Genomic DNA, 21,234 nt, shown 5'->3' on the forward strand with positions numbered 1-21,234 from the left:
AAATGCGTAAAATGCGCGCCCTTACTGGCACAGTCAGGTAGAGACATTTTGCAAATCGGTCCTTATCAACTTAAAAACCAGCTGATAGTCGCGCCTATGGCGGGTGTGACCGATCGGCCATTTCGTGAGTTATGCCTTCGCTACGGTGCAGGTATGGCAGTTAGCGAGATGATGTCGTCGAACCCAGATCTCTGGAAGACGTCTAAATCGCTCAATCGTATGGTTCACGAAGGTGAATCAGGTATTCGTTCGGTTCAGATAGCAGGGGCTGATCCAAAGTTGATGGCTGAAGCTGCGCAGTTCAGTGTTGAAAACGGTGCGCAAATCATCGATATCAACATGGGATGCCCAGCAAAGAAAGTAAACAAACGATTAGCCGGTTCTGCACTACTGCAATATCCCAACCTTATCGAAGACATTCTTCGTACAGTGGTGGATGCGGTAGATGTTCCAGTTACGCTTAAAACCCGTACTGGTTGGGATCTGGAAAATAGAAACTGTGTCGACATAGCCAAACTCGCCGAGCAATGCGGCATACAAGCCCTCGCCCTTCACGGACGTACCAAGGCATGTATGTACAAAGGTGAAGCGGAATATGACTACATTAGAGCGGTGAAACAAGCCATCTCGATCCCAGTTATCGCTAACGGTGATATCGATAGCCCGGAAAAAGCACGCTTTGTACTCGATTATACGGGTGCCGATGCTCTAATGATTGGCCGACCTGCACAAGGGAAGCCGTGGATTTTTAGAGAAATCCACCATTACTTAACAACTGGTGAACACCTCGCTGCCCCATCAATTGATGAGATCAGTGAAATCATGTTGGGACATGTTCAAGAACTCCACCAGTTCTACGGTGAATACCTAGGACTGCGCATTGCACGTAAACACGTGTCTTGGTACTTGAAAGAACATGCACCAGCCGGTGATTTCCGCCAGACCTTCAACGCACTCGAGGATGCTCAACAGCAACTTGATGCGCTGCAAGGCTACTTCGAAAACGTTGCATAAATACTAGAAGAGCTTACAGAATTATGTTCGAACAAAATCTGACTTCCGAAGCGTTAACAGTAACAACTGTAACTTCACAAGACCAAATCACACAGAAACCATTACGTGATTCAGTGAAGGCATCCCTTAAAAACTACCTTGCTCAATTAAATGGTCAGGAAGTCGACGATCTGTACGAGCTTGTGCTTGCAGAAGTTGAACAACCACTATTAGACACTATCATGCAGTACACTCGCGGTAACCAAACTCGCGCTGCAACCATGATGGGTATCAACCGTGGTACGCTACGTAAGAAGCTTAAAAAATATGGCATGAACTAATACATTTAGTTTAAGTTATTGATAAAAAAGCCATCCCTGTATTTCAGGCATGGCTTTTTTATTGGCTGCTATTCGGTACTGTCATGCTAAATAAAACATAATAGTCCTACTTTAATGCAGTTTAAAACGCTGAATCGTCACCATTAGATCTTCCGAAATTTGATTGAGCTCTTCACTCGATGACGACATCTGATTAGATTCAGTCGACAATGATATCGAGCTATCATTCAAACTTGCCACATTTTGATTAATACTATTAACGGTTAATGATTGCTGCTCTGTTGCGGCTGAGATCTGCTGATTCATCCCTTGTATCGCATGAACTTCTTCAACAATTAAATTCAACGCTTCCCCTGCCGATGCAGAAATCTTTGACGCATTCTGGGCTTTTTCAGCCCCCTGATTCATGACACCAACCGCTTGCTCCGCACCTTGTTGTAATTTTTCAATAATGGTTTGAATTTCAATCGTCGACTCTTGTGTGCGCTGTGATAGGGTGCGAACTTCATCAGCAACAACAGCAAAGCCTCGCCCTGCATCACCGGCTCTTGCAGCCTCTATCGCAGCATTTAACGCTAATAAGTTGGTCTGCTCTGCAATGCCACGTATCACTTCCAACACGGTATCGACATTACGGCTATCTGTTGCTAGTTGGGTGATCACTTTACTGGCTTCACCAATATCTAATGCGAGCAATTGTGACTCTTCAATATTACGCTGAATAATCACTTTACTGGCTTCTGTTTGTTTCGCTGCTTTAATACTAAAATCAGTGGCATCAACGGTTCTGCCTGCAATTTCTTCAACCGCAGTGAGCATTTCCCCCATTGACCCCACGAGTTGATCGGTGTCTTCTTTCTGTTGATTTAAATTACTATCCATCGATAACACTGATTGTGATAAACAACGCGAAGAGTGAGTCAGTTGTGAACCTGCATCACTAATATTATGGATAATGGCCTGAATAGAAATAACAAAGCGATTAAAATGTTTCGCAAGCGCCGTTAATTCAGGACCGCCTTCTTCTTTAAGACGCTGAGTTAAATCACCTTCACCGGTTGATAGATCGCGCATCGCAGCAACGGTTTTTTTAATTGGCAAAGTAATACTACGAATAAAATACGCCATCAATAATGACAGTATTGCCAAAATAACAGCAACATTCACAAACGATAGCCATTGGCTGGCTTGAATATCTTGGTTTAAGGCTTTGATATTCATTCCTGCGCCAATCATCCAGCCCCAAGGATGAAAATAATCAGCATAGCTCGTTTTTAAAATCAGTTGATTAGGATCTGACGATGACTTCCACATATAATCAACAAAACCACCACCTTGCTTACCGACACTGTAAAGCTCTTCGACGAATCGTCGTCCATTACCGTCTGTTAGTGACAGAATGTCAGTCCCCATCATTTCATCAAAACGGGTTGCAATTTGATAGCCTTCCTTATTTCCCGCAAAAATATAATTTCCGCCATCAAAACGCATTGCGTTAATTGCCGCTAAAGCCTGTTTTTGCGCTTCTTCTTCGCTCAATGTGCCATTGGAGCTAAGTGCATGATAGTAATTAACCACTCCTACCGCCCCTTCTACTATTTGCTTAATACCTCCCTCATAATTAGCTCGCATATGTTGATTAGTTGAGGAAATATTTAATGCAGAAATAGAAATAAGACCGATGGCAAATAACAGCCATATGATCCAAGCTTTGGTACTAATTGATGCATGTGTTAACGATAGATTCATAGAACTCCCTATCCTACTTATTACGTTTAGTCATGAAATAGTTTCGCTATAACGACAAGATCAATTAGGCTCTAAGTATCTAAAGCAACATGTTAGGCGTGATTAACCAGAACTCAACCTTGCTAAATACTGTACTATAATGCTTTCTCTCCAGATAATTTTTATAAATCCAACATATGCGTTACATGTCATATAAAGGCGCAATTGATAAAACGCTTGATCTCTAAAAGTGAGTGGCAATAACAGATACAAAAAAGCTCCGCCGACGCGAAGCTTTTCTTAGTTATAAAACAAGCAATATTCTATTGATGTTTTAGATCATGTAATGCACTCATCAATGCCTTGAGACCTATTTCTACTTTGCTACGAGGACAACCGACATTCAAACGAACATAGCCTTGCCCTTCTTGACCATAGGTATCACCGCGCATAATGGCGACTTTGTAATGACTAATTAGACGTTGTTGTAGAGCATCCATATCCACGCTCAATGGCGTTAAATCAATCCACGCTAAATATGTCCCCTCAGGCACTTGGTAATTCAACTCAGGAAAGGCCTGATTTAACTGCTCTGCGACATAACAAAGGTTAGCTTGAAGGTAGTCTTTTAAACTATCGAGCCATACTTCACCTTGGTTATAAGCGGCAATATGTCCTATAACGCCTAAAATCGACGGTGACGATAAACCATGTGCCGCTTTTAACTGAGTAAGGTACCGTTCACGCACCGTTTGATCGGCAATAAACGCATATGCGCCCGTTAATGCAGGAATATTAAATGACTTTGATCCTGAAGAAACCAACGCCCAATTATCATCTAATGCCACTTCAGGCCAAGGAATATAATCATTAAATGCCATATCCATATGGATATCATCGGAGATCACTTTCACCTGATGTTGCAAACAGATCTGTGCCATACGGCTGAGTTCATCACGTGTCCATACTCGTCCAGTTGGATTTTGTGGGCTACACAGTAACAACACTTTACAGTTTGGTTTTGCCGCTTGTGCTTCAAATTGTGCCCAATCAATCTCATAACTACCACCAGCCGTTTTTAACAACGGGCTTGTTAGCATGAGACGATCATTAGCCGCTAACATATTACCAAACGCATCATAGGCTGGAGTATGAATGAGGACTCCTTCCCCCTGCTTTGTCCACTGCATCACTAATTGCGAAATGATGTAAATCACCGATGGACCATACACAATATGCTCGGGATTGATTGGACTATGATAGCGGCGTGAAAACCATCCTGTGATCGCAGATTTAAAATCATCATGATTCCATCGGCTATAGCCAAATACACCATGTGCTAATCGCTCAGATAACGCTTTCTCAATACATGGCGCAACGGCGAAATCCATATCAGAAATAGTAAACGGCAATAAATCCGCTTCACCAAACCGATCTTCAACATAATCCCACTGGGTACAATAGGTACCATAACGGTTAACTGGGGTAGAGAAATCAAACATATCAACCTCTTGCAACAAGCAAAAACAGTTATCCAAAACAAAAAAGCGGAGCACTAGGCTCCGCAATCATATTATGCCGTCGCTGGCATTAAGCCCTGCATTTCATTTTTGACCATATGCACCTGAGGCCCAATCACGACTTGTAAGTTATGATCGTCAAGCTTAACGACCCCCAACGCACCGTTAGCTTTGAGTACGGCGTCATTCACTAAACTCATATCATTAACCGATAAACGTAAACGAGTAATACAGTTATCCAGTGACGTAATGTTTGCAGCACCACCCAGTGCTTCTAAAATAATATTACCTTTGTAACCCGTCGTTTTCTCACCCGTTTCCGCAAAGGCTAACTCATCTTTTACATCAGCCACTTCACGGCCTGGAGTTTTTAAATTAAAGCGAGTGATCACAAAGCGGAATACGCTGTAATACATCACAAACCATACTGCAGCAACAAGAGGTACTAAGTACCATTTCGTTGCCGTACCTTGAAGTACACCGAAAATCAAAAAGTCGATAATGTTGCCATCAGTATTACCAATCGTTACGCCTAATAGGTGCATCGCCATAAAGCCAACACCCGTTAAAATAGCATGAACAAAGTACAGTGCTGGTGCAACGAACAGGAATAAGAATTCTAATGGCTCTGTGATACCACCAATCACACACGCAACCACACCTGATAACAATAACGCTTTTACTTTGCTGCGATTTTCAACGCGAGCACAGTGGTACATCGCAAGAGCAGCACCGGGTAATCCACCAAGGAAAGCTGGCATTTTACCTTGCGACAAGAATGATGTTGCCGAGTTAGAGAAGCCATTAGTTGTTGAGCAAGAAAGCTCTGCATAGAAAATATTTAATGCGCCACTTACCGTGTTACCACACACATCCATCGTGCCACCCGCTTCCGTAAAACGCACCAATGCAACAAGAATGTGGTGTAAGCCAAATGGCAATAACAAGCGCTCACCGGTACCGAAAAGGAATGGACCAAATGGGCCTGAGTGAGAGATTAAGCTACCAATACCATTAATACCCATAGCAAAGTAAGGCCATACTAGCGGTACTAATAGACCAACCACACCTAGCGTTAAGGTTGAGATAATCGGAACAAAACGCGCGCCACCAAAGAAAGCTAATGCATCAGGCATTTTGTAGGTATAGAAACGTGCATGCAGTTTCGCCACAATAATACCGACGATCACCGCGCCTAAAATGCCAGTATCAATCGACTCTATGCCTAAAACAGACTTCACACCGTAGGCTTTTTCTTCGGTCGCATTGCCTAATACGCCAGCCACTGTTAGGTAAAAATTAATCGATAAGTTAAGTGCTGCGTAACCAACAAAACCTGCAAACGCGGCAACACCTTTTTCTTCACGAGCAAGGCCAAGAGGAATGGCTACGGCAAACATGATAGGTAAATAGATAAATGCAACCAAACCAACTTTGGTCATCCACATGAACAGCAATTGCAGTACGGTATTATCAAGAAAAGGCATACTTTCTTTTACTGCAGCACTTGATAACGAGCTACCAATACCCAGTAAAATACCGGAAAACGCCAAAAGTGCCACTGGCAACATAAACGTTTTACCTAAGCTTTGGAAAAATTCCCATAGCGTTGTTTTATTTGCAGATTTAGACATCATTGTCACCTGATCACTGTTTTATCTTCGTCAAAAACAAAGTGGTAAAACGTTTTATCACTTTGTTGAAAAAAAACGTCGACGAAGATGAGCTCAAAACTTCTGCCAACGCTTTTGCTGAATTACGAAATAAATGATAAAACGTTTTATCAACTTTTATCGGCATCGAGATCACGGAACATATCTCGCGCCATAACACATATTAAAAACTGTGATCCTGTTAATATTCGGATTATAGATATAACGTTTTATATTGATAGATAAATACAGGGTAATTAACTATCTAATGGCTAAATCAAGCAAAGTAAAGATCACCGATGTTGCCGACTATGCCGGCGTCTCCGTTTCTACTGTTTCTTTGGTGCTGGGCAATAAAGGCCGTATATCAAAAGCGACAATCGATAAGGTCAATCAAGCAGTTGAAGCCTTAGGCTATGTTCGCAATAACGCCGCAGCGAATTTACGATCCAATCACTCAAATTTGATCGGCTGGATCTTAGCGGATATTACAGATCCCTTTTATACCGAAGTCACGGCAGGGTTAAGCGATGAGCTTGAACAACATGACCATATGTTATTTCTTGCTCAGTCCAACCATCAAGCAGACAAATTAATCCAATGTGTCCAATCGATGATCCAACAAGGTGTCGCAGGTATTGCATTTAGCCCGGTAAGAGAAGCAACCAACCAAGTTCTCGAAATGGCCAAACAAGCCAATATTCCTGCGGTTTGCTTGGCCCGCTCCGCCGTGAATAATGAGGTCGATTATATTGGGCCTGATAATCATCAAGCCGCAATCCTTGCAACTCAGCACTTGATCCAACAAGGTCATCGTCATATTGCGTATATTGGTGGCAGCAGTGACTCACTCACCCGTGCTGAGCGTATTGGCGGCTATGGCACGACATTAATGCAATATGGCTTACCGTTTAAAAATGAATGGATAATTGAAGCTCAGAATAACCAGTGCCAAGCCGCGGATCATGTTCAACAACTGCTAACTCAGCATCCTAAAATTACCGCGCTATTATGCCACCGACCAGCCATTGCATTAGGGGCGATGTATGGTATTCAACGGGTAGGGAAAAGTGTCGGAAAAGATAACTATATTGGTCAACAAATCGGCTTAATTGGGTTTGATGATACCCCTGAAGCGGCTTTAACTCAGCCAAGCCTAACCATGATCAGCTCTCCTACGCGACAAATGGGTCAACTTGCAGGACAACGGTTACTCGCAAAAATGACGGTTCATAATGAAACGGCACAACAGTTTATTTTACCGCCACAATTAATTGAACGAGGATCGGCATAGAGATATCAAACAGCGGCAAACAAAAAAGCTCCACCGAAGTGAAGCTTTTAGATAATCACTATAATTTAAAATTATAAGTAATCACAAAGATAAGCAGTAGTAACCAATACTTTCACATTAAATGAACTGTCACCTGGAACTTCAAAGTTATCGCCTGCGTTGTAAGTTTCCCAGTCAACATGGCCTGGTAGTTTTACAGTTAATGCACCTTTAACCACCGTCATACGCTCAGGTGCTACAGTACCAAAAGTATATTCGCCAGGTGCCATTACGCCAACACTGACATGATCACCCGAAGATTCAAAGCCAATTGATTTTACTTGGCTATCAAAATATTCATTTACTTTTAACATCGATTTTCCTTATCTTTAATTCGTATTAGCGATACGCTTTTGACTGGAAATTATCACAAAATTTCACAATGCCCTAATGAAATATAATGACGCTAATCACGATATTCATGACATGAATTTAACTTGGTTCATGATAAAAAAACGCTACACTAGTCTTTGAAATTTTATCAAGGGATCTCAGATGTTAAATAAACATGTTTTAGCGGTACTACTGATCGCTTCGTTACCATTAGTTGGTTGTAGCAGTAGCGATAAACAAAATATTAAAGATGGCTTCACTGAGATTGGTCACGCGACCCGTGATGCAACCAAAGCAACGGGACACTTTTTCCGTGATACCACAAAAGATGCGATCCAAAATGCAAAAGAAGCCACCAGCGATTAATTTATACGTTCTATTTCTTGTGCCTTGAACAACATGACTTGGTGTCACCGATAGGATCTGGCGTATCACAGCTATCGTTCAAGGCCTCAAGGATTGAGCAATGGCTCGCATCATCATCCACATGGCCACAACACGCATCATTGATCTTTTTTAACGCGCGTCGAATACGCGAGAGTTCCTTTATTTTCATATCCACTTCGTCAAGCTTAGCTTGGGTGATCGCTTTTACTTCCGCACAACTATGTTGACTAGCTTCCAGTCGGATATCTAATAGCTCACGAATTTCTTCCAAACTTAAGCCAATAGCTTTGGCCCGTAAGATAAATTTAACTCGCGATAAATTATCATCACTATATAAACGATAACCACTGTCGCTTCGGCCTGCAGGCTGGAGCAAATCATTTTTTTCGTAAAACCGTAATGTATCGCTACTGACCTGACATAACTTTGCTAATTGACCAATCAAATACATCGCCATCTTGCTCATTTCTCCTAAAGACACCCAAAAAAGCAAACGTTTGCGTAATCTTCCTATTCATGTAAAATAATGGTCACATTACACACAAATGACCATTATTGATAAATCACTATTGTCATCACCCAAGTTTTGTTGATGTGATGAGAATCAGGATATTTCCCAAAACCAATTCACACCAAATGGGCTTGGTCTTGGGAAATATTCTATTCACCGTGTAATTAAAAGAGATAGTAGCCATGGAAAACGCTCGTCCTATTCGCCGTGCACTGATCAGCGTATCAGACAAAACAGGTATTGTGGAATTCGCACAGGCTCTTGCCAATCGCGGCGTAGAAATCTTATCGACAGGCGGTACCGCTCGTTTACTTGCCGAGAAAAACATTCAAGTCACTGAAGTTTCTGATTACACCGGTTTCCCAGAAATGATGGATGGCCGTGTAAAAACCCTTCACCCAAAAGTTCATGGTGGCGTACTAGGCCGTCGTGGTACTGACGACGAAGTAATGGAAAAGCACGGCATTAACCCTATCGATATGGTTGTTGTTAACCTTTATCCTTTTGCTGAAACTGTTGCCAAAGCCGGGTGTACGCTCGCCGACGCAGTTGAGAACATCGACATCGGTGGTCCAACAATGGTTCGCTCTGCAGCAAAAAACCATAAAGATGTAGCGATTGTCGTTAATGCGCACGATTACGACCGCGTACTAACAGAAATTAGCACCAACAATGGCTCACTAACTCAGGCAACACGTTTCGATTTAGCTATCTCAGCTTTTGAACATACTGCAGCTTACGACGGTATGATCGCCAACTACTTTGGTACTATGGTGCCATCTTACGGCGACAACAAAGAAGGTGATGAGGAATCGAAGTTTCCACGCACTTTCAATCAGCAGTTCGAGAAAAAACAAGACATGCGCTACGGTGAAAACAGCCACCAAGCAGCAGCATTCTATGTTGAAGCCAATCCACAAGAAGCTTCTGTCGCAACAGCAACGCAACTTCAAGGTAAGGCATTATCATACAACAATATCGCAGATACTGATGCTGCACTTGAGTGTGTGAAAGAATTCGATTTACCAGCATGTGTAATTGTAAAACACGCTAACCCATGTGGTGTTGCACTCGGGGACAATTTACTTGAAGCCTACGATCGCGCTTACAAAACAGACCCAACCTCAGCATTTGGCGGCATTATTGCGTTCAACGGTGAATTAGATGCAGCAACTGCACAAGCGATTGTTGATCGTCAATTTGTAGAAGTTATTATCGCGCCGAAAGTATCAGCAGAGGCGGCAGCCGTTGTTGCAACCAAGAAAAACTTACGTCTTCTTGAGTGTGGCGAATGGACAACCAAAACCACGGGTTTTGACGTTAAGCGTGTAAATGGTGGTTTATTGGTTCAAGACCGTGACCAAGGTATGGTATCGGTTGATGATTTAACCGTTGTCACTAAACGTCAACCAACCACAGACGAACTGCGTGATGCACTATTTTGCTGGAAAGTAGCGAAATACGTGAAATCAAACGCGATTGTGTATGCAAAAGGCAATATGACCATAGGTGTTGGTGCAGGCCAAATGAGCCGCGTTTATTCTGCCAAAATTGCAGGTATCAAAGCCGCTGACGAAAACCTAGAAGTCGCGGGTAGCGTAATGGCATCAGATGCATTCTTCCCGTTCCGTGATGGTATTGATGCCGCAGCAGAAGCAGGCATTACTTGTGTTATCCAACCGGGTGGTTCAATGCGTGATGATGAAGTCATTGCTGCTGCTGACGAGCATGGTATGGCGATGGTATTTACCGGTATGCGCCACTTCCGCCACTAAGTTGTCATCACAAACTTAAGTGAATAAAACTATCGATTTAGTCTCTGCTCTTTTTTAAAGAGCAGAGATTTTTAAGTATTTAGCGCGAAGCAATAAGGATTAACGATGAAAGTACTGATCATTGGTAACGGCGGCCGTGAACACGCATTAGGCTGGAAAGTTGCACAAAACCCACAAGTAGAAACGGTATTTATTGCTCCTGGTAATGCAGGAACAGTACTTGAACCTAAACTGGAAAATGTTGAGATTGGTGTTGAAGACATCGCAGCATTAGTTGAATTTGCGCAAAATAATCAAATTGGTTTAACCATTGTCGGCCCAGAAGCGCCACTAGTTATTGGTGTGGTTGATGCGTTCCGCGCAGCTAAACTGCCCATCTTTGGTCCAACAGAAGCCGCAGCACAACTTGAAGGCTCTAAAGCTTTCACTAAAGACTTCCTTGCTCGCCACAATATTCCAACGGCGGAATATCAAAACTTTACTGAAATCGACCCCGCTCTTGCTTACTTAAAGCAAAAAGGCGCACCGATTGTAGTAAAAGCGGATGGCTTAGCAGCAGGTAAAGGCGTGATTGTCGCAATGACAGAGCAAGAAGCCGAAGATGCCGTACGCGATATGCTCGCTGGCAATGCATTTGGTGAAGCCGGACACCGCGTAGTTATCGAAGAGTTCTTAGATGGTGAAGAAGCCAGTTTCATCGTAATGGTAGACGGTAAAAACGTTCTACCTATGGCCACCAGCCAAGATCATAAACGTGTTGGAAATGGCGATACTGGCCCTAACACGGGTGGCATGGGCGCTTATTCACCAGCCCCTGTTGTAACACAAGATATCCATGACCGCGTGATGAAAGAAGTGATCTACCCAACGGTTGAAGGGATGGCCGCAGAAGGCGCACCTTATACAGGTTTCCTTTATGCTGGCTTGATGATCATGAGCGATGGCACCCCAAAAGTGATCGAATACAACTGTCGCTTTGGTGATCCGGAAACTCAACCTATCATGTTACGTATGCAGTCTGATTTGGTTGAGCTATGTTTAGCAGCGATTGATGGCAAGCTAGATACCGTAGAATCGAAATGGGATCCACGCGCTTCTATCGGTGTTGTTTTAGCCGCTGGCGGCTATCCAGCAAGCTACAACAAGGGTGATGTGATTTCAGGCTTGCCGCAACAAGAAGTGGCTGGCGAGAAAGTCTTCCACGCCGGCACAACGAATAATCAAGGCGATATCGTCACTAACGGTGGTCGTGTGCTGTGTGCAACCGCGATGGGCGATACTGTCTTAGAAGCACAACAGCGTGCTTATACGTTGGCAAAACAAATTTCGTGGGATGGCATGTTCCATCGTGACGATATTGGTTATCGCGCTATAGCTCGTGAGCAACAGCAATAAAACGCATTCTCCCTAAGTTAAAAAACGCGCTTAATCAGCGCGTTTTTTATTGTCTTTTTTTTGCAAGCATTTATTGCTTCGTATCAATCAGTGTCGGTGCTTGTAAACAAGTCTCACTCACCACACCCGATAACAACTTATGAATTCTTAACCTACCGTTTTTCTGCTCGCCAATAGCCGTCCAATATCCCGATGGGGAAAAAGCGGATAATACATTAGGATCATCAATCGTGATCGGCTGTTGAGTTTGACAAGAGATCTGCTGTTGTTGCTGTCTATAGCCTTGCTCAAAATACTGTTTTGATCTTTTTAGTCGTTCAATCCGATGGACTAAATATTCGCTGTGCTGTTTGAGCTCCGTTATTTCATTTGTCGTTAACGGTAAGATATGCCCATCTTCTTTATAGCGTTGATAAACTGCGACGCCTTGGCTATCGAAGCGAAGTTGTAATTCAAAGGGGACTTGCTGTCCATCGATTAACCGCTCACCCTGTTGTAACAGCGTTTTAAGCTTACCTGACTGCCATTGGTAATCACTTTGATAATCACCTTGCTTAGTACTGTACACACGCTCTCCTAGCCGCTCTGGAGCATTCTGACGGGATAAATACCAATAGATATATGTACCATCTACTTTTTGCTCAGCAACATTCACTCTAGTGATCGGCAATGCGGTGTTATCAGCAAGGTTTCCTGCAACACATCCAGTGAGAATGAGAGGAAGAAGAAAAGAAAAGAGAAATGAAATTTTAGACATAAAAAAACCGCCAGATGAATAATTCATTCTGGCGGTATCACAATTACTTCAATGCATCTTTTAGTGCTTTACCAGCAACAAACGCAGGAACGTTAGCTGCAGCAATTTGAATTTCAGCACCAGTTTGTGGGTTACGGCCAGTGCGAGCTGCACGATGGTTTACTTTAAATGTACCAAAGCCAATTAGTTGAACCTGGTCACCGTCTTTTAGCGCATCAGTAATGCCGTCAAGAGTAGATTCCAAAGCTGCTTTTGCTTGTGCTTTAGATAGATCCGCTTTTTCTGCGATCAGGTCAATCAGTTGGGTCTTGTTCATTAGGTTTCCCTTCTAAGGTTTTTCGTAAGACGAGACAACTCTAATTCAAAAGAAGCCCGTGTGGCAAAGGTTTGTCTGCTTTATTCGACTCAGGTGCGGACTCTTTAACCACAATCTGAGCGCAAGTTCACAAAATGTTACCAAATACCGCATAAAAATAGTTGTATTTATTCTGCCCAGCCCCGATTAATATAGCTGATATTCGCTAATTTACTGATAGGTTGACATGGTACTCCTTACGATTTACATCTCCGTTGCGATTGGTGTTTCGTTTATTTGTTCCGTATTAGAAGCGGTGTTACTTAGTATTTCACCAAGTTATATCGCCACATTACGCCAACAAAACCACCCTGCGGCGGCAAAACTCACCGCGCTCAAAGATAATATTGATCGGCCTCTTGCCTCGATCTTGACCCTAAACACCATCGCTCACACCATCGGTGCTGCAACCGCAGGTGCACAAGCGACTATCGTATTTGGTAGTGAATGGTTAGGCGTGTTCTCGGGCGTATTAACCATAGGTATTTTATTACTGTCTGAAATTGTGCCAAAAACCATTGGTGCAACTTACTGGCGTCAACTTGCACCATTCTCAGCGACTATGTTGCGTTGGATGGTATTGCTTTTGATCCCTCTAGTGTGGGTATCAGAACAAATTACTCGTCGTTTATCACGCGGTCATGAGCAACCAAAATTACGTGATGAAATTTCAGCAATGGCGTTACTAGCACACGAAACAGGTGAGTTAGGTGAAGGCGAGTCAAAAATCCTAACCAACTTACTGCAATTCCGTGATGTAAGCGTAACGAAAATTATGACGCCACGTCCGGTGCTATTCCGTGTTGATGCAGAGCAAACCATTAATGAATTCTTGTCTCAGCATAAAAACAGCCCGTTCTCTCGTCCATTGGTATATAGCGAGCAGAGTGACAACATTGTCGGTTTCGTTCACCGCCTAGAGCTATTTGCTGAAAGCCAAGCGGGTAAAGGGGGCCAAGAACTCGGTGTATTAATGCGCCCACTACCCGTTATTATGAATAACGTTAGCGTACCTAAGGCTTTTGAGCGCTTAATGCAGGAACGTTCACAGCTTATCTTAATCGTTGACGAATACGGCACAGTACAAGGTCTCGTGACCTTAGAAGATATTTTCGAAAGCCTGGTAGGTGAAGAAATTGTCGATGAAGCCGATAAAAATACTGACATGCAGCAACTGGCTTTCCAGCGTTGGGAAAAGTGGAAGAAAAAGCATGGTGTAATTCAAAATAATGATGAAGAAAAATAATCCTCCATCATGAAAAAAGGGACCTTTCGGTCCCTTTTTTATTATCTCTTTAAACCACTCAGTACATTAGTATTCTTTAGTCAGTACTTGGCGTTTTACTGTCAAACGCTGCGCAATTAATCCGATAACCAAGGTGATTACCGTCGGCAAAATCCAACCTGCGTAATAGTGATATAACGGTAGATTAGCCTCTAGTATCTTATCCATCTGTGCTGGCATCGCTTCAAGAATATGCGTTGCATCAATACAGCCAAAAATCATCGCAACGGCTAAGGTTGCCAATACCATCTTTTGTGATAATTGATGACGCAGTGGTGCAATAATCAGTAATGAAATCGCAATAGGGTGTAACGCAACAACCACAGGTAATGTCACTTTCAACAATTGCGATAAGCCAACGTTAGCAATAATGCCTGATAGCACCATAATCACAATAACACTTTTACGATAGGTCACCGGTGTGAAAGTACGGCTATAAAACTCACTACCCGCAGTTGTCACCCCAATCGCTGTTGTTAAGCACGCCAATACCAATACCGCACCTAATAACAAAGTACCAAACACACCAAAATGATAATTGGTGAAAGCGGTTAAGATCTCACCACCATTAGTGAAGTTTAATCCCAGCCCTTCGCTTGTTACGCCAATATAAGCAAGAGACAAGTACACTAATGCCATTGCACTTGAATACATAAGCGCCGCAATTAAGGTGTATTTTGCAATGGCTTTAGGCTCTTTAACGCCCATACCTTCAATAGCACGGAAGATAACCCAGCCAAAACCAATCGATCCTAACGCATCCATTGTCATATAACCTTGGGTTAAACCTTCAGCCATCGCCCCATTAACATAAGCTCCCGTCGCTTCAGTGACATAACCTGAAGGATATAAAATAGCGACAACAGCCATCACACCTAAAATCGTTAGCAGTATTGGCGTTAACCATTTGCCTAAAGTGTCCACCAGCTTACCGGGATATAACGAGAACAAAATAGCGGCGATACAAAATGCTATAGAAAAAGGGATAAGACCAACATCACCCATGAAGGGAGCAAGACTAAATTGGTAAGCCACGGTGATCGTACGAGGAATAATAAAAGCAGGACCAATCACAATAAACAACATCACCCAAAAGCTAGTTGCTAAAGGTTTCGGTAATGCAGCAGTTAAGTTATCAGAGCCTCGAACCCAAGCGACAATCACCAGCGCAATCGCAGGTAAACCCACTCCAGTTAAAAGAAATCCTGTCATGCCACTTAGAAAGTTATCACCAGCTTGATAACCTAAGAATGGAGGGAAAATTAAGTTTCCCGCGCCTAAATACATGGCGAATGTCATAAAGCCTAATGCGGCAATATTGCGTGCACTTAACATAGTATTCCTTTGATTGTGACTTTCAGCTTGGAGGAAGCGAGATGGGAATATGTTTCAAAGGACCTATCAGCTTCTTCGCAAGCTGACAGTAATGTTTAAATATAAGCAGCCAGCTCTAAATACGTTTTAGAGAGAGCATGAGGAGTTGGCGGATATTACCGTCACACATCGCATATTGCGCAGTAATATTACGACCACAAAAACAGGTAGCGAATGTCATTGCTATAAATGTATGCATTGTACCTCCTCGTGAATAAACCATTATTGCCATAAACAATGTGCTACGGCGCTGTAACGTTATAAACGGTGAAGGGATCGAATTACAATAGCCAAAATAAAATAAGTGTAATGGTGCAAATTCAAATCACCAAGCAGTGATATTCACTGGATTTTAAATTAAAAACCAGAACTAAAAACTTCACAAATCCCAAACATACTGAAACACAAACAATACAAATGATGAAATAACCGTCTTTTCTACGATATTTTGCTTATATAACGAAATATTTTTATGCTGAACAACGCACTTTCACCCGATACAAAAAAAGAGCCCTTAGGCTCTTTTTTTACTGTCATGGCGATATTAGCTGTTAGAGCTCAATACCGATATTACTGACAGGCTCATCACGCAACTCTGCACGAAGATCTTTAATCAATTCAATATCACGTGTTTCTGCTTCTTTTAATGCACGGAAAATCGCCCACTGGGTATCCCATTCCGCACATACTGCTTCATTTTCTTTTTGATTATCGTTAGTGATCTCGATACCTGTTTGTGCGTACTCAAGATTAGCAACAGTTTCTGCCGATAAAGCACTTAGTTTGATCACTGTTTCCATCATAAGATCACGATCTAACATCGCATGCAGAAGATCAGCAAGTGCAACACACGCATCAATCGCAGGGCTTACCGCGTAGATATCAAACTCATCTTCGCTTGGCACCATATCTTCTAATTTTTCTAGCTGATTCTCGAAGTTAATTTTGGCGTTTTTAACGGTCAAAATCTCCCAGACGCTATCTAAGATCACTCGATATTTATAAGAATCAGCAAATCCTGTTTCTGCACAGAAAAATACATAATTTGGGTACATACGCTCACACAAAGACACCATAAATGTCAGGTGTTGCCACGGTTCTAATTTTTCTAAGCGTAACTGGATCGGATTTTTAAGCATGAGATAATCTACAGTAGTGATTTGAAGTGAAGTTTACTTGATAAACGAATAAGGCTAAAGGAAAAGCATGATCAAAGTTTCAGTAATATCAAAGCAACAACAACGCTATACCCAATTATTGGCACAGGCGCAGTTACCGGACCTTTGCTTAACCGATGATCCTTCGCAAGCAAGCATAATTCTAGCGGATCCTCCTTTGATCGCCAACCAACTCGAACAATTACCCAAACTAAAATGGTTACAATCAACATTTGCAGGCATTGATGCCCTCATTAAACCTCACCTACGACAAGATTATTTACTCACTAACGTTAAAGGATATTTTGGCCCTTTGATCAGTGAATATGTTATTGGTCAGTGCCTTAATTACTATCGTCACTTCCACCAATACGCACAGCAACAAACACAATCTTTATGGCAGCCAATCCCTTATCAATCTGTCAGTGGCAAAACCATGGTAATCATAGGAACAGGAAGCATCGGCTGTATACTCGCAAAAACGGCAAAAGCATTGAACTTCTCGGTCATTGGTGTCAACAGGCAAGGCTTATCAGCCTCTACTGATTTTGCTCAAACGTATCCAATTACAGAATTGCAGCACGCACTCAGCAAGGCTGATGTGATTGTTTCTATTCTGCCATCAACAGAGCAGACGAATGATATCTATAACCAACAATGCTGGTCGCACTGTCGTAATGCACTTTTTTTCAATGTTGGTAGAGGTAATACTGTTGTTGAATCAGACTTAATTAATGCGCTTGATAATAAACAGCTCAACCATGCTTACCTTGATGTGTTCAAGCAAGAGCCACTTAACCAAGATCATCCTTTTTGGCATCATCCAAAAATAAGTATCACTCCACATATAGCGGCGGAAAGTTTTCCAGAACAAGTCATAGAGATATTCAAAACTAATTACCTCCGCTTTAAACAACAGCAAGATCTAAATTATCTTATTGATTTTAAAAGTGGATATTAAAAGTGCAACTATATTTTAACGTACAACTAAGATGAAACAAGTTGATAACTTACGCGATCTTATTCACCACTGCGAGATCTGCAAAGATCACCTAGTACCACGGCCTGTGATTCAATTTAGCTCTAAAGCTAGGTTATTGCTTATTGGACAAGCGCCCGGATTAAAAGTCCATCAAACAGGGATCCCATTCAATGATCCTAGCGGTGATCGTCTACGCCAATGGCTTGGGTTGGACAAAGATACCTTCTATAACCCAGAACACATTGCCATTATGCCGATGGGTTTATGTTATCCCGGAAAAGGGAAAACTGGTGATTTACCGCCTCGCCCAGAGTGTGCACCAAAATGGCATCTGCCAGTGCTTGATCTGATGCCTAATATCGGTATGACATTACTGATCGGACAATACGCACAAAACTATTATTTACAAGATAAGCCGAAAACACTCACAGAAACCGTAAGGCAATGGCAACAATGGGCACCACGCTACATTCCATTGCCTCACCCATCGCCTCGTAATGCCATTTGGCTTAAAAAGAATCCATGGTTTGAATTAGACGTCGTCCCTTATATTCGCCAATACGTCCACCAGCATTTAGCAATCAAAGACCAAGTTTAGAGATAAAAAAAACCCACGCAATTACGTGGGTTTCAGTTTTATCATATCAATTTGGCAAATTACTTATGGTAAGGCTTTGATAATTCATGCACGGCTTCAACAAACACACCAGCATTTTCAGGCGGAACATCCAAGTGAATACCATGACCTAAGTTAAAGACATGGCCTGTACCACCATCGCCAAAACCTTCAAGAATCGTTGCTACTTCTTGACGAATACGTTCAGGTTGCGCATAAAGCATGGATGGATCCATATTACCTTGTAGTGCAACCTTATCACCGATGCGACGTTTCGCTTCTGCGATATCAATGGTCCAATCTAAGCCTACGCCATCACAGCCCGTTGCTGCGATTTGCTCAAGCCACATGCCACCATTTTTAGTGAACAGCGTAACTGGTACACGACGACCTTCATTTTCACGAATTAAGCCATCTACAATCTTATGCATGTAACGCAGCGAGAATTCGTTGTAATCACGTGGGGTTAACACACCACCCCAAGTATCAAATACCATCACAGCCTGTGCACCGGCTTTGATCTGTGCATTTAGGTATTCAGTAACACTATCCGCTAACTTATCTAGCAATAGGTGTAGTGTTTGTGGCTCTGCATACATCATCTTCTTGATCTTAGTGAAAGCTTTAGAGCTACCACCTTCAACCATGTAAGTCGCCAATGTCCATGGGCTACCAGAGAAGCCAATCAATGGTACTTCACCTTGCAGATCATGACGAATTTGACGAACGGCATTCATTACGTATTGCAGCTCACCTTCAGGATCGGGTAAACCAATTTTATCTACGTCAGCTTTACAAGTAATAGGACGTTGGAATTTAGGTCCTTCGCCAGCTTCGAAGTATAAGCCAAGACCCATTGCATCAGGAATCGTCAAGATATCTGAGAACAAGATAGCAGCATCAAGCGGGAAACGCTTCAGTGGCTGCAATGTGACTTCACTTGCTAGCTCAGCGTTCTTACATAGCGACATAAAGTCACCTGCAACGCTACGTGTTTCACGGTATTCTGGGAGATAACGACCCGCTTGGCGCATCATCCACACCGGCGTGTAATCAACAGGCTGTTTTAACAACGCACGTAGGTAGCGGTCATTCTTTAATTCGCTCATTTGAGACTCCATGGGTAAATTCTGCATTTATTGTATCATTCATTACTCAGAACAAAATAGAACATATCTTATTCTATCAATAGGAAATAACGATACGATAACGCGTTAAACCTGATTGTTAATCATTACAGGGCGAGCTTGAAAAAGACAGCGTATGATCTATTAACCGACGTGCGATTGTCCCTTGTGGCGGTAACTGAGGTAAATGCTCCGCATCAGCCCAGATTGCGTCGGTTAACTCTTCATAATCAGGCTTAATATCACCACTGGCGTAATCAGCAGTAAATCCCATCATCAGATTAGAGGGAAATGCCCACGGCTGACTAGCAAAGTATTGAATATTCGCAACAGTAATGCCTGTTTCTTCCAATACTTCACGTGCAACACATTGCTCTAGTGTTTCACCGGTTTCAACAAAACCCGCAATCACGGTATACATACCTGTTTTATGTCGGGGATGCTGCGCGAGCAAAATTTTCTCATCTTTACGTACCGCGACAATAATACAAGGCGAAACACGTGGATAATCTATTGCCTTACAAATTTGACACTGCATTGCCAATTGGTCTTCACACAACATTGCTTCATGACCACAGCGTCCGCAAAAGTGTTGTTGATAGAGCATATGAGATAATTGGATTGCTCGTCCGACAAGATTAAAAAGCCCTGAATCTTCATTTAATAATTCGCGCAAACTATAGAAAACGTCTGAATCGTCTAAAAACTTAGCTTCTCCCCAATAAACAGGTATCCCATTAAACGTACCTATTTGTCGAATATCACTCATCTTAGTCGCTAAATCAGACATTGCTCGCAATGGAAGCTTACTATTTTCAAGTAGTATTTTACCATTCAGGGTTTCGCAGCAATATGCCAAATTCTCATTTTTTAACATTTTTATTACTTTCATCCTTGCGGCTGCGTAAATTTACTGGCAATCTAAAGTTTAAACCAAGTAGTTATCCGAACAACTAGCTCTCTTTAAAAGAGAAAGATCATCGACTATCGATTTAACGATATCGACATGACCATGAGGACGTGCTCATGCTTAGTAAATTCGAACAAGTCAAAAAAGAATGGGGCGGTCATAATGACGTCATTGACCAATGGCTGATGATGCGTCAACAACTGCTTATCGATTTTTGTAAACTAGCAGGCTTAGCCCCGAAAGAAGAGGCTAACCGCCAACTTCCTACCGCCTCTCAATTATCGTTATTCAGTGAAGCTCTGGTTGATTATATTTCAGCGGGTCACTTCAAAATTTACGATAACGTAATGGAGCGCTGGCATCAAACAGGTTATTCACCTACCGAAGAAATTTCCACTCTTTACGCAAAAATCACTTTAACGACAGATCCATTATTGAACTTCAATGATAAATACAGTGAAGTCAAAAAAGACGATTTACTTGAAAAATTTGATGAAGATTTATCTCAAGTGGGTGAGCTAATGGAACTTCGCTTTGCCCTTGAAGACAAACTGATTGAGCTGATCAGCGACAGTCTATCTTGCCCTCCTGGCGCATAGCCTAGCCATTATAATATGTGGCAGTAACATAGGCTGCCACTTCATTACACACTATCCAACACCTTCTTTTTCCCTCTTACATAACCCGTCCACTAGCCTGATAT

The 21,234-nt window shown here is 42.3% G+C and carries 22 protein-coding genes; 10 read left to right on the forward strand and 12 right to left on the reverse strand.

All coding sequences use genetic code 11. The features are described from left to right. Nucleotides 1-48 precede the first annotated feature (48 nt). Nucleotides 49-1,014, forward strand: coding sequence for a tRNA dihydrouridine synthase DusB (gene dusB, locus C9J46_RS17185; protein WP_199187146.1), 966 nt, complete (start codon nucleotides 49-51; stop codon nucleotides 1,012-1,014). A 23-nt stretch (nucleotides 1,015-1,037) separates the two neighbouring features. Beyond that, complete coding sequence (fis, locus tag C9J46_RS17190) at nucleotides 1,038-1,334, forward strand: DNA-binding transcriptional regulator Fis (RefSeq protein ID WP_005372656.1); 297 nt, start codon at nucleotides 1,038-1,040, stop codon at nucleotides 1,332-1,334. A gap of 111 nt (nucleotides 1,335-1,445) precedes the next feature. On the opposite strand, the gene C9J46_RS17195 is transcribed toward fis, so the two are convergent. The 3 genes from C9J46_RS17195 to malX form a co-directional block, all read right to left on the reverse strand. Continuing rightward, complete coding sequence (locus C9J46_RS17195) at nucleotides 1,446-3,083, reverse strand: methyl-accepting chemotaxis protein (protein ID WP_107207964.1); 1,638 nt, start codon at nucleotides 3,081-3,083, stop codon at nucleotides 1,446-1,448. A 302-nt stretch (nucleotides 3,084-3,385) separates the two neighbouring features. Then, nucleotides 3,386-4,564, reverse strand: coding sequence for a MalY/PatB family protein (locus C9J46_RS17200; protein WP_107291273.1), 1,179 nt, complete (start codon nucleotides 4,562-4,564; stop codon nucleotides 3,386-3,388). Between the two features lie 71 nt (nucleotides 4,565-4,635). Continuing rightward, on the reverse strand, nucleotides 4,636-6,216 hold the full coding sequence (gene malX, locus C9J46_RS17205) for a maltose/glucose-specific PTS transporter subunit IIBC (RefSeq protein ID WP_107207962.1): 1,581 nt from the start codon (nucleotides 6,214-6,216) through the stop codon (nucleotides 4,636-4,638). Between the two features lie 286 nt (nucleotides 6,217-6,502). Between malX and malI the strand changes: the two genes are divergently transcribed. Beyond that, nucleotides 6,503-7,528, forward strand: coding sequence for a Mal regulon transcriptional regulator MalI (gene malI, locus C9J46_RS17210; protein WP_107260842.1), 1,026 nt, complete (start codon nucleotides 6,503-6,505; stop codon nucleotides 7,526-7,528). A 71-nt stretch (nucleotides 7,529-7,599) separates the two neighbouring features. On the opposite strand, the gene C9J46_RS17215 is transcribed toward malI, so the two are convergent. Beyond that, nucleotides 7,600-7,881 (reverse strand): pyrimidine/purine nucleoside phosphorylase, encoded by a 282-nt coding sequence (locus C9J46_RS17215; RefSeq protein ID WP_006647687.1) that lies wholly within the window; start codon nucleotides 7,879-7,881, stop codon nucleotides 7,600-7,602. Nucleotides 7,882-8,062: 181 nt separating this feature from the next. Here C9J46_RS17215 and C9J46_RS17220 point away from each other — a divergent pair, with 181 nt between their 5' ends. Beyond that, entirely contained in the window at nucleotides 8,063-8,266 is a 204-nt protein-coding gene (locus C9J46_RS17220; protein WP_105061403.1) for a hypothetical protein, read from the forward strand. 10 nt (nucleotides 8,267-8,276) lie between these two features. Here the strand turns inward: C9J46_RS17220 and zntR are convergent, their stop codons facing one another. Further along, a complete protein-coding gene (zntR, locus tag C9J46_RS17225; RefSeq protein ID WP_107207960.1) occupies nucleotides 8,277-8,744 on the reverse strand; it encodes a Zn(2+)-responsive transcriptional regulator in 468 nt (155 codons plus the stop codon). A 236-nt stretch (nucleotides 8,745-8,980) separates the two neighbouring features. On the opposite strand from zntR, the gene purH reads away from it, so the two are divergent. Then, entirely contained in the window at nucleotides 8,981-10,573 is a 1,593-nt protein-coding gene (gene purH / locus C9J46_RS17230; RefSeq protein WP_045150142.1) for a bifunctional phosphoribosylaminoimidazolecarboxamide formyltransferase/IMP cyclohydrolase, read from the forward strand. 105 nt (nucleotides 10,574-10,678) lie between these two features. Further along, on the forward strand, nucleotides 10,679-11,968 hold the full coding sequence (gene purD, locus C9J46_RS17235) for a phosphoribosylamine--glycine ligase (RefSeq protein WP_107291274.1): 1,290 nt from the start codon (nucleotides 10,679-10,681) through the stop codon (nucleotides 11,966-11,968). A 70-nt stretch (nucleotides 11,969-12,038) separates the two neighbouring features. On the opposite strand, the gene C9J46_RS17240 is transcribed toward purD, so the two are convergent. Together C9J46_RS17240 and hupA are read right to left on the reverse strand one after the other, a co-directional pair. Beyond that, the gene (locus C9J46_RS17240; protein WP_233217799.1) at nucleotides 12,039-12,725 is read right to left on the reverse strand and encodes a DUF1481 domain-containing protein; all 687 of its coding nucleotides are present in this window, start codon (nucleotides 12,723-12,725) and stop codon (nucleotides 12,039-12,041) included. A 43-nt stretch (nucleotides 12,726-12,768) separates the two neighbouring features. Then, on the reverse strand, nucleotides 12,769-13,041 hold the full coding sequence (gene hupA, locus C9J46_RS17245) for a nucleoid-associated protein HU-alpha (protein WP_005372678.1): 273 nt from the start codon (nucleotides 13,039-13,041) through the stop codon (nucleotides 12,769-12,771). Between the two features lie 226 nt (nucleotides 13,042-13,267). On the opposite strand from hupA, the gene C9J46_RS17250 reads away from it, so the two are divergent. Further along, nucleotides 13,268-14,326 carry a CNNM domain-containing protein gene (locus tag C9J46_RS17250; protein WP_005372680.1) on the forward strand — a complete coding sequence of 353 codons (1,059 nt, stop codon included), beginning with the start codon at nucleotides 13,268-13,270 and terminating at the stop codon, nucleotides 14,324-14,326. 66 nt (nucleotides 14,327-14,392) lie between these two features. Here the strand turns inward: C9J46_RS17250 and brnQ are convergent, their stop codons facing one another. From brnQ to C9J46_RS17260, 3 genes are all read right to left on the reverse strand, one after another. After that, entirely contained in the window at nucleotides 14,393-15,700 is a 1,308-nt protein-coding gene (gene brnQ / locus C9J46_RS17255; RefSeq protein WP_107207956.1) for a branched-chain amino acid transport system II carrier protein, read from the reverse strand. Nucleotides 15,701-15,815: 115 nt separating this feature from the next. Continuing rightward, the gene (locus C9J46_RS21890) at nucleotides 15,816-15,938 is read right to left on the reverse strand and encodes a hypothetical protein (protein ID WP_255418321.1); all 123 of its coding nucleotides are present in this window, start codon (nucleotides 15,936-15,938) and stop codon (nucleotides 15,816-15,818) included. 352 nt (nucleotides 15,939-16,290) lie between these two features. After that, on the reverse strand, nucleotides 16,291-16,878 hold the full coding sequence (locus C9J46_RS17260; RefSeq protein ID WP_005372684.1) for a YjaG family protein: 588 nt from the start codon (nucleotides 16,876-16,878) through the stop codon (nucleotides 16,291-16,293). A 67-nt stretch (nucleotides 16,879-16,945) separates the two neighbouring features. On the opposite strand from C9J46_RS17260, the gene C9J46_RS17265 reads away from it, so the two are divergent. Beyond that, the gene (locus tag C9J46_RS17265) at nucleotides 16,946-17,857 is read left to right on the forward strand and encodes a D-2-hydroxyacid dehydrogenase (protein WP_107291275.1); all 912 of its coding nucleotides are present in this window, start codon (nucleotides 16,946-16,948) and stop codon (nucleotides 17,855-17,857) included. A 31-nt stretch (nucleotides 17,858-17,888) separates the two neighbouring features. After that, nucleotides 17,889-18,476, forward strand: a complete 588-nt coding sequence (locus C9J46_RS17270; protein WP_107291276.1) for a uracil-DNA glycosylase family protein — start codon at nucleotides 17,889-17,891, stop codon at nucleotides 18,474-18,476. Between the two features lie 59 nt (nucleotides 18,477-18,535). Here C9J46_RS17270 and hemE read toward each other — a convergent pair whose 3' ends face one another. Together hemE and nudC are read right to left on the reverse strand one after the other, a co-directional pair. Next, complete coding sequence (gene hemE / locus C9J46_RS17275; RefSeq protein ID WP_005372689.1) at nucleotides 18,536-19,603, reverse strand: uroporphyrinogen decarboxylase; 1,068 nt, start codon at nucleotides 19,601-19,603, stop codon at nucleotides 18,536-18,538. A gap of 118 nt (nucleotides 19,604-19,721) precedes the next feature. Continuing rightward, entirely contained in the window at nucleotides 19,722-20,498 is a 777-nt protein-coding gene (gene nudC, locus C9J46_RS17280) for an NAD(+) diphosphatase (RefSeq protein ID WP_107247308.1), read from the reverse strand. Nucleotides 20,499-20,647: 149 nt separating this feature from the next. Here nudC and rsd point away from each other — a divergent pair, with 149 nt between their 5' ends. After that, nucleotides 20,648-21,130, forward strand: a complete 483-nt coding sequence (gene rsd, locus C9J46_RS17285; protein ID WP_107207951.1) for a sigma D regulator — start codon at nucleotides 20,648-20,650, stop codon at nucleotides 21,128-21,130. Nucleotides 21,131-21,234 lie beyond the last annotated feature (104 nt).

This window comes from Photobacterium sp. GB-36 (assembly GCF_003026135.1).
GTDB lineage: Bacteria > Pseudomonadota > Gammaproteobacteria > Enterobacterales > Vibrionaceae > Photobacterium.